Origin of the sequence: Bradyrhizobium sp. JYMT SZCCT0428, from assembly GCF_018131075.1 — a bacterium.
Classification (GTDB): domain Bacteria; phylum Pseudomonadota; class Alphaproteobacteria; order Rhizobiales; family Xanthobacteraceae; genus Bradyrhizobium.
Window position 1 is genome coordinate 1 of record NZ_JAFCLS010000013.1, and the last position, 12,472, is coordinate 12,472.

Consider the following 12,472-nt stretch of genomic DNA (forward strand, 5'->3'; position numbering starts at 1 on the left):
TACTCTAACTGCGGCGCATTCACGCGCTCTTCGGAGTACCTCATCTGGGGTGCTGTCCACCCTCAGAATCCGCGTTTAGGAATTCCCGTAGTTCTCGGTTTGGGTCAGTTCAATCGTGGTGCCGGAAGGGCTCGAAAATGGACAGCTTAAAGCCCGAGTTTCAACCAAAGCGGCGAAAGACCGGCACTTGGACTGTTGTCGTGGTGACCGGAAACGGACCCGATTCCCACGTTGGAGACTTCGCGACAAAGAAGGAGGCCGCCGACTGGATCGCGGCCAATTCGGAAGACTGGCCAGCTAGATCTAAGTGACCCCGCTTACCAGCCCAGCAAGAGGCTTTCGCGCGTTTATCGCTTGCGCGCCCACTCTGGTTGCGGAAAACTCCGGCTGGTCGACATTCTTGGCTGAGGGCTAAGATAGTGACGAAGACACCGGGCAAAGTTGAACCACAGAAGCCGATCAGCAAAGCCGAGCGCGAAGCGCGTAAGGCATTCCGCCAAGTCGATGCCGAAAAGGCAATCACCGAGCACGAGATCGCGCAAAAGGCGTTCTCAAAAAACCGAGAGCGTCTCAAGGCCGAGCGGCTGGAGCGCGAGGCTGCAGCGCCACCGCCCCCAAAAGTCCAGCCCAAAGCGAACAAAATGACAGCTCCGAGTCCAGCGATACGGCGTTGGAGCTCTGAAGAGGAGCAGAGGCTTGATGAGCTCCTCGATGTCGGAAAGGAAGCCGCCGAGATAGCTGTTGAACTGAACCGAACACGCCAAGCTGTTTATGCTCGATTGCAGCGGCGTTACAGAAAACGAGCACAGCAGCCGGGGCAAGAAGAGCTGGAGCTGAAGGCGAAGGGTAAATAGCGTCACTCGCTGATTTGCAGGAAGCCAAGCCAGATCAATGTCTCACCTTCCAGCCCCCAACCCCCTTCGTCCCGGCCCAGGTCCTGAAAAGCGAGTGCGCGACTTGCAGGCCCGTTTTCGTGCAGTATCGGCAGGCCAGGATCGGTCGATTAAGCTTGGTTGGATCTTGGCAGCAGTGTTCGTCACGTTCGTTGCTCTTGCCGCAGGTTGGGGCCTGTATTCAAGTCCATGGCCGGTAACCATGACGCTGAGGCATATCGTGGCTTGGCCCAACTGCGAGTTCGCCCGCTTGGTGGGTTTGGCGCCCGCGAGATGGGGACATCCCGGCTACTGGAAGCACCTCGATCGAGACAGGGATGGAATCGCTTGCGAACCGTGGTCGCCGCCGTGACAGCCGGAAGTGCTGTCAAGCCCCTTTGGGGCGGGGCGCGTGTTGATCTCGAACCTTCTGCAAATTTGCAGAAGGTTAATCAGGAATCCGCAGCAAAACTTCTGACTCGTATGTCCGGGACGATGGCTTGGTCTATCTCGCCTGATCCCCCTGGCTGCGGCTTCCAAACCGGCCTGATCCCTGCCAAAATTGTGGCATGGAAAGCGACGAAGCCCTCACCCAAATTTTTCAGCAGCTCCTCGCCGATGGCACCCTTTCGGTTGACCAAATGGAAACCGAAGGCCCTCGCATTGCCGCGGATTTCATCAACAAAGCGGCGGCTGTTCAACTCCGCGATCTAAAGCGTCGGATGCCGTCAAGTCTCCGCGAAATTCGTCGCGATATTAGGGGCTTCGAGAAACGGAACCTGCAACGCTGGCGGAGAGCATTTAATCTACTTGAGACGCTGTATCTCGTGGCGGCCGAAACCGGCAGCGACTTTAACGAAGCGGAGCGGCCGAAGATAGCAGCTGAGAAGGATTTTCGATGTGAGGCGCTTATTCACATTCATGCTCGAGCCCTTCTAGTTGCGAGCGAATGCCTCTGCTTGATGAAATGTGGATATCCTGACGGTGCGCTGAGCCGCTGGCGTACTCTTCACGAGCTAACCGTGATCGCGGCATTTCTCTCCCAAAATTCCGGCGAAGTCGCATTGCGCTATCTGGTGAGTTTTGAATTTCGAGCCGTAGAGGCCGGCGAACAAATGAAAAAGTACGCTCCTAGGTCAAAGGTCGAGCCGCCTACCGATACTGAAATTAACGCGCTACGGTCGCGTTGCGCGTCGCATAAGACTGTTTTTGGCCCCAACATCGGGAATGGTGACTACGGATGGGCCTCTGACGTGATCGGCAAATCACGTCCCAATCTGCTGGATCTTGAGGAAGCTGTCGGGCTTGATCACTGGAGACCGCGGTTCAAATGGTCCTCTCAGCATAATCACGGTGGCCACCGCCCAATAGGCTCCTTGCTTGCCGTGACCGAGGTCAAATCCCCGGTCTTCGCCATAGGTCCGAGTAACTCGGGCATGGTCGATCCCTTACACATGACGGCGCTCAGCCTAACGAAGGCGACTTCGGCTCTGCTGATTTCGCGACCAGGAAACGCCGATCGCGCAATTGCCGCCGGCCTACTTCTGAAGCTTTCGGATGACGTGGGCAAAGCGGCCGCCAAAGTCGAGCATGCCTAAACACATTCGGGAGGGAAAATGCGGCTAAAGCGACTGGACGATGGACGGTATTTCTTCAGTACCGACTCAGGGAAAGAAATCACGCTTTCTGAATTCGAACTTCTCGGGCTGTTCCGACTATCAGCTCCGTATCGGGATCGATTAGCACAACAGGAAGAAGGCCCTCATCCGCCCGTGGTTCAGGAGCGCCCTTCAAAGATCGCTGTTGGGCTGGACTCGCACCACACGGTGGTGGTGATCCGCTACATTTATGACGATGGCGACCAGAAGGCATACGTTATGGCTCCAGAAGACGCGGCAAGCATGCGCGATGGTTTGACGCAAAAACTAGAACAGATCGCCGTAGCGAAGCGCGGACGGACAAACAACTAAATGTCCTTTGTGGCCGGAGCCGCCGTCGGGACCGTTGAATGCGGATGGATCGGGGTCTGGGTCTGTTGCACATCGCTCACGTCCAGTTTCCGAAGCCTGAGGGTGCTGAAAATGCGAAGGCCGTCGCGCCAAAATTGGCAGTTACGGCGTCCGTGGTGCCCGTTGACATGGCAACTATGGGTGCCCATGAGGCGCTCTGAATGGCGACGCTGCCCGTGCCGGATGCGGGATCGCCTGCGAAGCTAGCATTCCATGCGCCGTTGTTTTTTCTGATCCAAAACTTGTTCGCGCTGATGTCAATCGCGAAACAAGCCACGGCGCCGGCCGTCCACGCGCCGCCCGAGAATGTGTCTTGATAACCACCGCCTCCCCATATGTCACCGGAGGTCGTATATACGCCGCACGTTTTAGTGAGGTTATTAAGGCCGATCATGTTCGTATAGGTGGCAACTGACTGAGCAATGCCGAGGCCGCTGTCAGTACCACCGCCGCCAACCGTGGTAAGGGCCACCTCCCAATAAAATTGGCCCGCCGCCCTAAGCGCTGTGCTTCACGCTCAGTTGCGGTTATAGGTCCCGTCCCAAGTGATGCCGCCCCCCCACCGCCGCCGGGAATCCGATGACGTCCTGCGCCAGTAAGCAACATTTGAGACTCCATCATGATTAGATTGCAGGCGTGATAATCAGAACCTCGGGAAAGCGCCGCTGGCTGGCGTGTATCCGCTGTCACTGGCGTATCTCGCTACGCCCTTGGTGATGCGGACTTCATCCAAGTAGCCGTTCATTTTATTCAGAAGCAGGCCGTTGCTGCCGATCGACAGATAGCTGCCGGGATCATGAAACGCGCTGTTCACCGGCGTAGCACTGGCGATCATCACGCCGTTTACATAGGCGCGGACCTTTCCAGTGGCGTCCTTATCGGCGGCGAACTGGTACCAGACGTCGGCTGTCAGTGAAGCGTCTGCACCCACCACGACATCGAAGACCGCGCCCGTGGTCGAAAACTCAAACTGGAAATGGCCCGCAGAGGTCGTTTGAACCATCCAAGCTTGTTGCCGCCGCCCGACGTTTCCCCAATCAGGGTGAAGTTGCCGACAGAATTGAGGTAGGCCGAACACTCGACGGTGAACTGGTCGGAGTTGGCGCTCGATAGATTCCAATCCGGGCTATGCGTGTAAATGAGCGGCCCGGTGTGCGGATCTAATGACCCCGCTCTAAAGTTGGATTGAGCGTCGAAACTTGGGCCGAGAAGATGGCGTTGGCCGTGCCGTGTTGCGCAATGCTTTCGTCATCAAGGCCGGGTGATCCCTGGTAGCCGTTAACGTCTTCGTAGCCCATCAACAGAACCACATTCGCCCAATGCGGATCGCTGAACGAACTTATATTGCAATTGAAGATGGATTCCGCCACAAACTCGACCATCACGAATCTCCATCAATTTCATGCACAAAGCCGCGCTCCAGCGCTTCTTGTGGCGTCAATTTTCTGTCTTCGAGTAACCAAGACCGCGCGGCATCTTCTGAGATACCCAGGCGCAGCACGAGCAAGGCAACCTGCGCATCGTCTATGTCGTTGAGCCGGTCATTCATCTCTTCGTGTGCAAGCTGCGGCAGGGCTTTCAGATTCGTCCATTGTTCGGACGTGCAGAGACGCATCGCGCGGTGCAACAGCACCGATCCAGATGCAGCTATTGAGCGACGATCGGCGGCCATGGCCACGAGCGCGGCCGAGCTGGAACAACGACCAACAATCCGGCAGTGAACGGCGAAGCGGTGCTGCAAAAGAGCGGTCGCAATCGCTAACGCCCCGTCGGGATCGCCACCAGCGCAGTTGACGTTGCAAATGATGCTTCGGGGCCTGCGGTTCGGACGGCATGCACATAGCCGGCAGCGTCGCGTTGGGGGATCCTCCCCAACGCCAGGTCGGTCCCGTTCGAAACCTCGGAGACAAAATTCAGGACAAGCGGAGGCAGCGAACCGTCAGGCCGCGGCGTCGGGTTCGGAAAGACCGGCAACGGCTTTGGCACCCGGCGCGGAGCTGCGCCAACTCTGTAAATTTCTGGCTCAGCATTCATGACCCGCTCTTTCAACATTAAATTTCCGCTTGCACCGAAACCCTGACGAAGCGTCATCATTGGTTCAGTGTCGCTGGTCCGTTTCCGGACGCCCCTTGGGACGGGCTGCAGCAGGGGGGCCGCCGCTGTCCGCGCTATGGCTCGGTGGCCCCACCTCCTTTTGCGCAGGTCGGACACGGGCTTTGGCTGGCTTCGCGGGACCGCGCTGATCATGCCGAATGTTGCGGCAGTCATTTGAGTCAGCTCACCACCGTTAGCCGTTTGAAAAAATCACGGCGATATCGCTGAGGGCCGAAAATCTCGCCCGGTTTCAGATCGAACCAAATCGCGATGGCATCATTCTCGTCGTCGAGGTCGACGTAAACCATCACCGTTTTCTCGTCCTCACAGAGCAAAAAACTCACGCCAAGGATTTTTCCCGATCTTCCGGCATTCTGCAGCTCTTGAATCTGGCGGTGAATTAGGGCGCGACACTCGATCAATGTTCTCGGCATTCAGCGACCCCGAAATTATTTCGCCCCACCCGATTTCACGCAAAGGCGCCAACAGTCCTGCCCCGCGGAGCCGGGCCTTACTCCTTTTGACGTTGAGCGCGAGATCCACATTCCGCCGTTGTGCGTTACGAAAACGCCAGAGCGGTATTCTTTCGTTTCGTCGAACACCTCCCACTCGACAGGTGGGCGAGTTTCCAACTGACAAATTCGGTCTGCCAAGGGCGCAATGCTGTCCGTGACGTACTTTTTCACGAGAGGTCCCAACGCCTCAGCCATCGCTTCAATCTGCTGTAGGGCGCTGTCTGGCAGACCCGCCTGCTTGGCAAACGCTCGCTTCTCCTCTTCCGTCGGATTATCGATTTCAGCGACTTGCGCTGCCGTCATGGACTTACCGCGAATTGTGTAAAGTCGCTCAGCCATTGCGGACGTTCTCCGTCAGTATTTTTTCTGCCAAATTTTTGTACGCGGTGGCGTATGGTAGCGAGGCGGCAGACGGCACGCTTATCCCGACCGACGATAACGCCTTGGCCGTCGCGGCGATGTCCTTGATCGCCTCTTCGATAGCGCCGATGGAATCCAAGAGATTTTCCGCGGCCTGACGTCGGAAGGCAGCGAGCGCAGCGGCAACCGCCTGCGCATAACCTGGCATCAGGCTATCGATCTCCCGGCGGAGTTCGGTGGCGCGAGCGTCCAGATCAGCGGCCTGTCGATCAATATGAGCTTGTTCCGCCTCGAGCTGATCCTGCTCCGGCTTGAAGAGTGTTCGCATCGGCGATTTGACGTGCAGTCTCTCGAAGATCTCAGATCGCCGTTTCGATAGCGGTAGCCGTGCTGCGGCAATATCGGCAAAGGCGCGTTCCGCCTCGACCAGGCCGGGCGCTTTCAGGACGCGGGCTATTATCGCGGCCACTTCGGAGCGCGGAGGTGCGCCGTTGGGGATCATTGCCTGTAATGTTGCCACCAGATTCATGACGCGGCCTGATTTCGAGATGTGATGACGAAATCTACTAACCCCGCAAAAGCCCCGGGGAACGCGTTTCATGGTTTCAGTAAATCGCTGAGCTTCTGCCTGATAAGCGCCGCCACGGCGGCCGAGTTTTCGGCCGGTGTGGCCCACTCTTGAATGATGCGCGCTCGAGCCAGTGCCTCGGCTTGGTCTTCATCGAGCTCGATCACGACGCGAACTAAGCCCGCCTTCACGCGCTGGCGGTGAGCTCGGACGCGGGCGGTGCTGTTTTTCGCGGCCGAATGCGTCATCCAAGCGCATCCCAGTCATACAGCGTCGCCGACGTTCGGCACGCGCTCAGAAAGCTGGGCGCAAACAGCTTACGATCGATCAGGATCGTGCCGAATTTCTGAGTGCGAATAAGGTCCGGCCATTGCGGGTCCACCTTCGATGTCAGATCCTGGATCTCGTGGACTAAGCCGCACCGGAACGCTTCCGCAGCTGTCATCGGCTCCTCGTTTCGAATCTCTTTTTCGAAATAATCCCTGCCGGTTCCGGTCCGATTGCTTAGAAGGTCAACGACGCGGGCGTCTGTACGCGCGAGCTCTGCCGCCGCTTCCGTGAGATTGTGCGTAGTCACACGGTCGGGCAAGTCGCTATTGGTTCGTGAGGTCGGGTGGACCAAGAACACAGCTTGCGCGGTGGCAAAGCGGTAAGACCCCGCTACCAAAATATCCAGGCCAGCCGAAAAACATTGACTGGTAACGCGGACGGAAATGGGTACCGGCAAACTCCTCAAGTGATCGTAAATTGCAAAGCCTTCGCGGGAATCGCCACCGCTCGAGTTTAGTTCGATGTGCAGATGAGTAAAATCGACGCGGGCTAATTGATGTTGCACCTTCGCCAACGATATTGACTCGGCCGCCCCCACCACTCCCGAGAGCGACAACCGAAACACACCAGGAGCAAAGGCTAACGGTTTCGGCGCCGCCGTGTGGATGGTCCCGATCGGCCCCGTGGACTCGAAGGCTTCAAATAATCTGTTCATTGGGTGCTCATGACAGGGCGTTATTTTCGGCTTAGCTCACGGCCGAATTCGGCTCTCAGCGCCGGCAGTCCAATTTGGAGAGCTTCGGCAATGTCGACATCGCGGGCACCGAGCGCCGTCATCGCCGCGACAAACCGGGGCGCCCGATTGGCCACGCCGTCGACTGAAAACATTTCCATAGCTAGGGCGCTGGCCAGATTGCCGAGGTCATCCGGGTGCGGCTTTGTCGGCCGCTGTATCATCCAATGATTCGTCGCGGCGAATGCCAACAAGTCGCCATGGCTTAGATCGAACGAGGAAAGAATCTCATCAAGAGGTGCACTGCCGGTGAAGTAAGCGCGCCCCACCGCGTTCCAATCGACCGTTGCCACTCGCGGGCGCCTGCCTGCACCCGGCCGAGCCCCGCCTTTTCCGATTCCCTTTGATTTCGTCATCGATTTTTGACCTTTCCCTTTGATTAAAAACGGTGAGAAACGCCCGTAAACATGGGGTTTCTTACTCTTTGCGTCCCTTTGATTTGATGATTGCAGACTTCCCCGGGAGGATAAAAAATCCGGGTGACCCCGACTGTGGTGGAAGTGGGTAATGGCTGCGCAGGACCGCGAGGCCCCCCCCTTTGGGTGTCACCTGTGACACCGGGCCCTCTGTGACGTCCGTCACGGTCAACCCGGACGCTGATCCGCTACGACCGAGCTCAGTGGAAACAGGGAGACGAACGATGACCAGCTTGAACAGCGAACTCAGCTTTTCGCAGCTCGACACAGTTAGCGGCGGTTGGTTCAGCATTGGGCATGTGCGCCTGCCCGCGGGGGCGACGAAGACTTCCCCGTCCACACCCGACGGCCCTGCATCCAAAGATGGGTCTACGGTCAAGTCGTACCCGAGCGCATCGTTTGATCCGGTTACGATCCGGTTCTGAAGGACTACTGGTGTTCGGGGCCGACCGCAGCGCCAGCGGCCCTCAAGGCCGCGGCGGGCGCTTCGATCGCCCCTAGGGTTATAGGGGGATAGAAGGAAGGGTGATCGAAGGCCGATCGAAGCCGATCGAAGGCCGATCGCATACCGGATAGAAGGGCGATCGAAGGCCCAAAATCCGGGATAGAAGGGCGATCGAAGGCTCATTCGCCAGCCTCAGATACCGCAATTGCGGTGTGTTGATCCTTGCGGGCGATGCGCTTGGTACGCTTTGAGGCCGGGCCCTCGGTGACGTTGTGGATCAGACCGGCGCTGAACAGCCGCTCCTGCGCTGCCTTGAAGCCGCGGGCGGTCATACCATTCGCCTCCGGCATGTCTGCGAACACCTTGGGGGCGTAGCCACGGCCAGGATGCTCGCGTACCTCACGGCCTTGGAGCGTCAGGCGATCGAGGCAGGCGAGATACGCTTGGTCGGCGATGCTGAACGCCGCACCCTGACGCGGCGCGCTGGCGGTGCCCTCCAGCACGAAGCAGCCCTCCTCCCACTGCAGCCTCACCTTTTCGCCGGCGGGGCCGTAGTTCAGCTTTTTCACCTCCAGCACGCGACCGGCCTTGCCGTCCTCGCCCTCTACGGTTTCGAGGTGTAGGCGCGCCCTGGTCGCGTTCTGCCAATCCATGCTGCCGCCGCGGCCGGTGCCGTTCGTCATGCCGGACAACGAAGGATGGTCAAGTAGCAGCACGGCACAATCGGCTTGGCGCGCCAGCCGGCGGAACATGCCGACAAAGGTTCGGGCGTGCACGCGATCGTTCTGGTTGCCGCCGAATGTCGCAGCTATGCTGTCGATCACGATCAGCGCCGGTCGGATCTCGATTGCAGCTGCGCGCAAAGCCTCAAACAGGGGCGTTGGCACAATCGGACCATTCGGCCGGGACATGCCGAGCAGGCAGCCGTCAGGGTCAGCGAAGTGGAAATGCAAGTTTTCGATTTCGGCCGGATCAAGCCCGCGCCTTCTGGCGACGCGATCGAGACGGCGCCTCATTTCCTGCTCGGGCTCCTCGCCGCTGAAAAAGATAACCGGTCCACTCATGCAAGTGGTGCCGAGCCAATCGCCGAGATCCCGCTCTACCGCTACGGCCAACTGCAGCGCAGCGGTGGTTTTGCCGCTGCCGCCGTCAGCTGAAAGGATTGTCGCGTCCGCTGCCGGGATCCGGTTGGTCGCCAACCAGCGCATTTCCTCAAGCGGAACGCCGCGCCATGCCGCTGGGCAAATCAAGGAAAGCGGTGCGGCGGACTGGTCGACGCTTGCGGCGGATTCCGGCAAAATTTCATCCCGGAAGGTTGCCAACTGGGCAATTTTCATGATCTCGGCTTCGTCGTCGCTGCCAGGCTCGCCAACAAGATTATGCGAACCGGCAACTTCGAATATTCGATCCGTCGCAACCGCCGGATTGATCCAACCGTCGGCCACGAAATGTTTTAGGTCGCGCGCGGCCTCCCGGAGCGCGGCGAGGCGCCGGTCGCGCGGCGCGATAGCTACTGTGCGCGCTACATTTGTGATCGCCCGCTCGGCTGCGCTGAATGGAGTCGGAGCATTCATGGCCGCACCTCGCAGCCCAAGAAATCGGCCAGCGTGAGCGCTCCAGCATCAGCTTGTGAGACGTCGGAATAGCGATGTTTCGACAACCAGCGCTGAGCACCGCCACGGTTCTCATAGCCGACGGTGTGGCTAGCACCTTCGCCGGACGGGTCCCTGAGGGTAACCACGTAGACGGTCCCGCCGATCGCACGGGTGATGATCTGGTGAGGCATCTGCGTCATCGCGGGCATCCCGCGAAAGCCAAGGCCGCGATAGCGACGGCACTCTCGAATGTCAGCGCGTAGAGTCGAACTAATCGACGGGCTTGCTGCTCGGGCAGGTCGGTGGCATTATCGGTGGTGCTGAAATCGACTTTGCGATCGGGCCTGCCATTTGCCGTGGCGGGCCTTCGCATTTTCAGGACCGCTGGAGGCCCAGTATCTGTTCCAACTGCACTTTCAATCCAGCCCCCTTCGATGGGCCCTTCAGTTGGAATGTCGATTGATAATGCTTCACTTTCATGCGGCCGATCAGGCCGGGCTTGGGATTCGTGCCGCCGCTTTCTCATCGAGCATCGCGATCGAGGCCAGCGCCGTTGCGGTGTGCTTTTCGACGCCGCCGGTGAGGCAATAGACATCGGCCGCGACCACCGCGACCTGACGTCCCGGCTTGATCACCCGCGCCCGGCAGATCAGGCGCTCGCCCACTGCCGGAGACAACAGATTCAATTTATATTCAGCCGTGAGCGCCGCCTGGCCGCGTGAGGTCGCAGCCGCAATGGTGGTCGCATTGTCGACCAGAAAGGCGGTGACGCCGCCATGGAACAGGCCGTGCTGCTGCAACAGCTCCGGCCGGCGGTCGACCGCGAGCGTGCACGAACCGCGCGTCAGTTCGGACAGCTCCGCGCCGATATGGGTCATAAAGCCCTGACGGCCGACATTGTCGCGGATGCGGGTCGCGATCGGCGCGAAGTCGGGGTCGGTTTCCGCAATCATGCCGTTTCTCCGCTCGGATTGCTTGCATCAGATGCGACCACCGCACGGGTGGCGCAGGCGATCAGGATGTCGGTCTGGTCCCTGGGATCGGCGCGGTCGCGGCCCGACAACCAGGCGCGACAGAAGATCTGCGCAGGTCCGATGATCTGGCTGAAGAACAAGGTCGCCATCATCGGCAGCAATTCGCCGCGCGCGATCAGGGGCGCGCGCCAGCGTTCGACCGCCTCGGCAAGACGCGAATTCTGCGCGCGCTGCGCGCCGCGGATTTCTTCGGTCCATTCGCTGCGCGAAATCTCGAACAGATAGCGCGCCTCACGCCGGTTGTTCACGACCCAATCGAGATGCGCATGGATCAAGCGCGCCACGCCTTGCCTGGCGCCGCAGGATTCGTCGATCGCAGCGAGCACCGCAGCGTGATAGCGGCCGAGGATTTCCAGGAACAGCGTGCCGGCCAGTTCCTTCTTCGATCCAAAGAAATGGAAGAAGCTGCCGTTGGACGCGCGCGCCCGGGTTCGAATGGCGGCCACGGTTGCGCCTTCTAAGCCGTCGCGGTCGAACACCGCCAATCCCGCCGCCAGCAGATCCTCCCGTGCCGTCGTCACCACGCCAACCTCTCATTGCCCGCTAGATGGTTACTCTAGAGTAATACTCTAGCTGCGGCCAAGCAAGTTCGACGGCGAAAATTGGCGATCGCGCGGACTATTGGGAAATGGGCGGTGCGGGCGGCCCTGCCGGCGCAACCGCCGGTGGAGGCGGCGCAGCTGCCGTCACCTCGGGCGGAGCGGCCGGCGCAGGCGCTGCGGCGGGCGCCGACAGGCTCGGAATGGCGGCTGGCTCTCTCGGCGGGATCGCGGCTGGTTCTGATGTACCGCTGGGGGTCGGTGCGGCGGCCGCCGGCGCGGGCGTGACCGGCGGGACTGGATCAGGCCGCAGCGGCGTTGGTTCGCTGCCGCCGGTTTCTTTGGGCGCATCGACCTTGGCGGTCTCGGACTTGGCTGATTCAGGCTTTCCTGCTTCAGATTTGCCTGCTTCAGATTTGCCCGTTTCAGGTTTGCCTGTTTCAGACTTGCTCGAGTCAGCCTTGCCCGAGTCAGAGATGCCCTCGCCCGCCGGCTTGGCGGCTTCAGGCTTTTCGCCGGCATCCACCTTGGCGGTTTCGCGCTTGGCTTCTTCCTTGGCCGCCTCGTCCGGTTTCGGCGGCTCTTCGGCAGGCTTGCCGCGCTTGCCGAGCTTCTGCTTGGCGCCCGTTTTGCTGTCGGTCGCGGCCTGCGGCGTCTGGCCATCGGCGGGCCTGGCGGCATCGGACGGCTGGCCCGGCCGTCGCTTGCCGTCGCGTCCGGGGCCTTGCGGCGTGAGCCCGTCGGCGTCGGGCCTGGACGCTTCTTGCGTCGCGGCGGGATGTTGCCGGCGGCCGAATCGGTCGAGCTGATCCGGCCTGGCAGCCTCTTGCTTGGCGCCCTTTGCCGCATCGGTCTTCGGCTGATCCTTGCTCTGAAATCGTACGTCGGCCGCGCCGTTCGATATCAGGAACGAGGCCAGCACCCCGGCCATCTCGCTGCTGGTGGTGTAGTGCTGGCGCAGG

Annotated in this window: 19 protein-coding genes; 5 read left to right on the plus strand and 14 right to left on the minus strand. The window is 60.0% G+C overall.

Annotated elements, in window-relative coordinates; all coding sequences use genetic code 11:
* Positions 1 to 419: 419 nt before the first annotated feature.
* From JQ575_RS46080 to JQ575_RS14960, 5 genes are all read left to right on the plus strand, one after another.
* Positions 420 to 854: a hypothetical protein gene (locus JQ575_RS46080; protein ID WP_312015937.1), complete on the plus strand. Its 435-nt coding sequence runs from the start codon at positions 420 to 422 to the stop codon at positions 852 to 854.
* Positions 855 to 1,095: 241 nt separating this feature from the next.
* Complete coding sequence (locus JQ575_RS44615; protein WP_249166669.1) at positions 1,096 to 1,245, plus strand: excalibur calcium-binding domain-containing protein; 150 nt, start codon at positions 1,096 to 1,098, stop codon at positions 1,243 to 1,245.
* 196 nt (positions 1,246 to 1,441) lie between these two features.
* Positions 1,442 to 2,470 carry a DUF5677 domain-containing protein gene (locus JQ575_RS14950; RefSeq protein WP_212034010.1) on the plus strand — a complete coding sequence of 343 codons (1,029 nt, stop codon included), beginning with the start codon at positions 1,442 to 1,444 and terminating at the stop codon, positions 2,468 to 2,470.
* 18 nt (positions 2,471 to 2,488) lie between these two features.
* The gene (locus tag JQ575_RS14955) at positions 2,489 to 2,842 is read left to right on the plus strand and encodes a hypothetical protein (protein WP_212034011.1); all 354 of its coding nucleotides are present in this window, start codon (positions 2,489 to 2,491) and stop codon (positions 2,840 to 2,842) included.
* A 200-nt stretch (positions 2,843 to 3,042) separates the two neighbouring features.
* Complete coding sequence (locus JQ575_RS14960) at positions 3,043 to 3,198, plus strand: hypothetical protein (protein WP_212034012.1); 156 nt, start codon at positions 3,043 to 3,045, stop codon at positions 3,196 to 3,198.
* Between the two features lie 326 nt (positions 3,199 to 3,524).
* Here JQ575_RS14960 and JQ575_RS14965 read toward each other — a convergent pair whose 3' ends face one another.
* The 14 genes from JQ575_RS14965 to JQ575_RS44620 all read right to left on the minus strand — a co-directional run bounded on the left by JQ575_RS14965 (position 3,525) and on the right by JQ575_RS44620 (position 12,359).
* Positions 3,525 to 3,959: a LamG-like jellyroll fold domain-containing protein gene (locus JQ575_RS14965; protein ID WP_312015944.1), complete on the minus strand. Its 435-nt coding sequence runs from the start codon at positions 3,957 to 3,959 to the stop codon at positions 3,525 to 3,527.
* A gap of 82 nt (positions 3,960 to 4,041) precedes the next feature.
* Positions 4,042 to 4,263, minus strand: a complete 222-nt coding sequence (locus tag JQ575_RS14970; RefSeq protein WP_212034014.1) for a hypothetical protein — start codon at positions 4,261 to 4,263, stop codon at positions 4,042 to 4,044.
* A complete protein-coding gene (locus JQ575_RS14975; protein WP_212034188.1) occupies positions 4,263 to 4,688 on the minus strand; it encodes an ATP-dependent Clp protease proteolytic subunit in 426 nt (141 codons plus the stop codon). Before JQ575_RS14975 ends, JQ575_RS14970 begins: the two co-directional genes overlap by 1 nt.
* Positions 4,689 to 5,154: 466 nt before the next feature.
* The gene (locus tag JQ575_RS14980; protein ID WP_212034015.1) at positions 5,155 to 5,409 is read right to left on the minus strand and encodes a hypothetical protein; all 255 of its coding nucleotides are present in this window, start codon (positions 5,407 to 5,409) and stop codon (positions 5,155 to 5,157) included.
* A 15-nt stretch (positions 5,410 to 5,424) separates the two neighbouring features.
* Positions 5,425 to 5,829 (minus strand): hypothetical protein, encoded by a 405-nt coding sequence (locus JQ575_RS14985; protein WP_212034016.1) that lies wholly within the window; start codon positions 5,827 to 5,829, stop codon positions 5,425 to 5,427.
* Positions 5,822 to 6,379: a hypothetical protein gene (locus JQ575_RS14990; protein WP_212034017.1), complete on the minus strand. Its 558-nt coding sequence runs from the start codon at positions 6,377 to 6,379 to the stop codon at positions 5,822 to 5,824. The genes JQ575_RS14985 and JQ575_RS14990 overlap by 8 nt, the downstream gene beginning before the upstream one ends.
* A gap of 68 nt (positions 6,380 to 6,447) precedes the next feature.
* Positions 6,448 to 6,666 (minus strand): hypothetical protein, encoded by a 219-nt coding sequence (locus JQ575_RS14995; RefSeq protein ID WP_212034018.1) that lies wholly within the window; start codon positions 6,664 to 6,666, stop codon positions 6,448 to 6,450.
* On the minus strand, positions 6,663 to 7,403 hold the full coding sequence (locus JQ575_RS15000; RefSeq protein WP_212034019.1) for an ATP-dependent Clp protease proteolytic subunit: 741 nt from the start codon (positions 7,401 to 7,403) through the stop codon (positions 6,663 to 6,665). The genes JQ575_RS14995 and JQ575_RS15000 overlap by 4 nt, the downstream gene beginning before the upstream one ends.
* Before the next feature lie 20 nt (positions 7,404 to 7,423).
* A complete protein-coding gene (locus JQ575_RS15005) occupies positions 7,424 to 7,774 on the minus strand; it encodes a hypothetical protein (protein ID WP_212034020.1) in 351 nt (116 codons plus the stop codon).
* Between the two features lie 747 nt (positions 7,775 to 8,521).
* Positions 8,522 to 9,916 (minus strand): AAA family ATPase, encoded by a 1,395-nt coding sequence (locus tag JQ575_RS15010; RefSeq protein ID WP_212034021.1) that lies wholly within the window; start codon positions 9,914 to 9,916, stop codon positions 8,522 to 8,524.
* Positions 9,913 to 10,137, minus strand: coding sequence for a hypothetical protein (locus JQ575_RS15015; protein WP_212034022.1), 225 nt, complete (start codon positions 10,135 to 10,137; stop codon positions 9,913 to 9,915). The genes JQ575_RS15010 and JQ575_RS15015 overlap by 4 nt, the downstream gene beginning before the upstream one ends.
* A 288-nt stretch (positions 10,138 to 10,425) precedes the next feature.
* On the minus strand, positions 10,426 to 10,890 hold the full coding sequence (locus JQ575_RS15020) for a PaaI family thioesterase (protein ID WP_212034023.1): 465 nt from the start codon (positions 10,888 to 10,890) through the stop codon (positions 10,426 to 10,428).
* The gene (locus JQ575_RS15025) at positions 10,887 to 11,492 is read right to left on the minus strand and encodes a TetR/AcrR family transcriptional regulator (RefSeq protein ID WP_212034024.1); all 606 of its coding nucleotides are present in this window, start codon (positions 11,490 to 11,492) and stop codon (positions 10,887 to 10,889) included. The genes JQ575_RS15020 and JQ575_RS15025 overlap by 4 nt, the downstream gene beginning before the upstream one ends.
* Before the next feature lie 165 nt (positions 11,493 to 11,657).
* Positions 11,658 to 12,359, minus strand: coding sequence for a pentapeptide repeat-containing protein (locus JQ575_RS44620; RefSeq protein WP_409364792.1), 702 nt, complete (start codon positions 12,357 to 12,359; stop codon positions 11,658 to 11,660).
* Positions 12,360 to 12,472: the final 113 nt, after the last annotated feature.

What these genes read in the sequence shown, in the direction of transcription:
- JQ575_RS15010 (WP_212034021.1), bottom strand. Translation starts at nt 9,916, where the DNA reads ATGAATGCTCCGACTCCATTCAGCGCAGCCGAGCGGGCGATCACAAAT.
- JQ575_RS44615 (WP_249166669.1), top strand. Translation starts at nt 1,096, where the DNA reads ATGACGCTGAGGCATATCGTGGCTTGGCCCAACTGCGAGTTCGCCCGC.
- JQ575_RS14950 (WP_212034010.1), top strand. Translation starts at nt 1,442, where the DNA reads ATGGAAAGCGACGAAGCCCTCACCCAAATTTTTCAGCAGCTCCTCGCC.
- JQ575_RS14995 (WP_212034018.1), bottom strand. Translation starts at nt 6,666, where the DNA reads ATGACGCATTCGGCCGCGAAAAACAGCACCGCCCGCGTCCGAGCTCAC.
- JQ575_RS14955 (WP_212034011.1), top strand. Translation starts at nt 2,489, where the DNA reads ATGCGGCTAAAGCGACTGGACGATGGACGGTATTTCTTCAGTACCGAC.
- JQ575_RS14990 (WP_212034017.1), bottom strand. Translation starts at nt 6,379, where the DNA reads ATGAATCTGGTGGCAACATTACAGGCAATGATCCCCAACGGCGCACCT.
- JQ575_RS44620 (WP_409364792.1), bottom strand. Translation starts at nt 12,359, where the DNA reads ATGCGGCAAAGGGCGCCAAGCAAGAGGCTGCCAGGCCGGATCAGCTCG.
- JQ575_RS15000 (WP_212034019.1), bottom strand. Translation starts at nt 7,403, where the DNA reads ATGAACAGATTATTTGAAGCCTTCGAGTCCACGGGGCCGATCGGGACC.
- JQ575_RS14960 (WP_212034012.1), top strand. Translation starts at nt 3,043, where the DNA reads ATGGCGACGCTGCCCGTGCCGGATGCGGGATCGCCTGCGAAGCTAGCA.
- JQ575_RS15015 (WP_212034022.1), bottom strand. Translation starts at nt 10,137, where the DNA reads ATGACGCAGATGCCTCACCAGATCATCACCCGTGCGATCGGCGGGACC.
- JQ575_RS14980 (WP_212034015.1), bottom strand. Translation starts at nt 5,409, where the DNA reads ATGCCGAGAACATTGATCGAGTGTCGCGCCCTAATTCACCGCCAGATT.
- JQ575_RS14985 (WP_212034016.1), bottom strand. Translation starts at nt 5,829, where the DNA reads ATGGCTGAGCGACTTTACACAATTCGCGGTAAGTCCATGACGGCAGCG.
- JQ575_RS15020 (WP_212034023.1), bottom strand. Translation starts at nt 10,890, where the DNA reads ATGATTGCGGAAACCGACCCCGACTTCGCGCCGATCGCGACCCGCATC.
- JQ575_RS14970 (WP_212034014.1), bottom strand. Translation starts at nt 4,263, where the DNA reads ATGGTCGAGTTTGTGGCGGAATCCATCTTCAATTGCAATATAAGTTCG.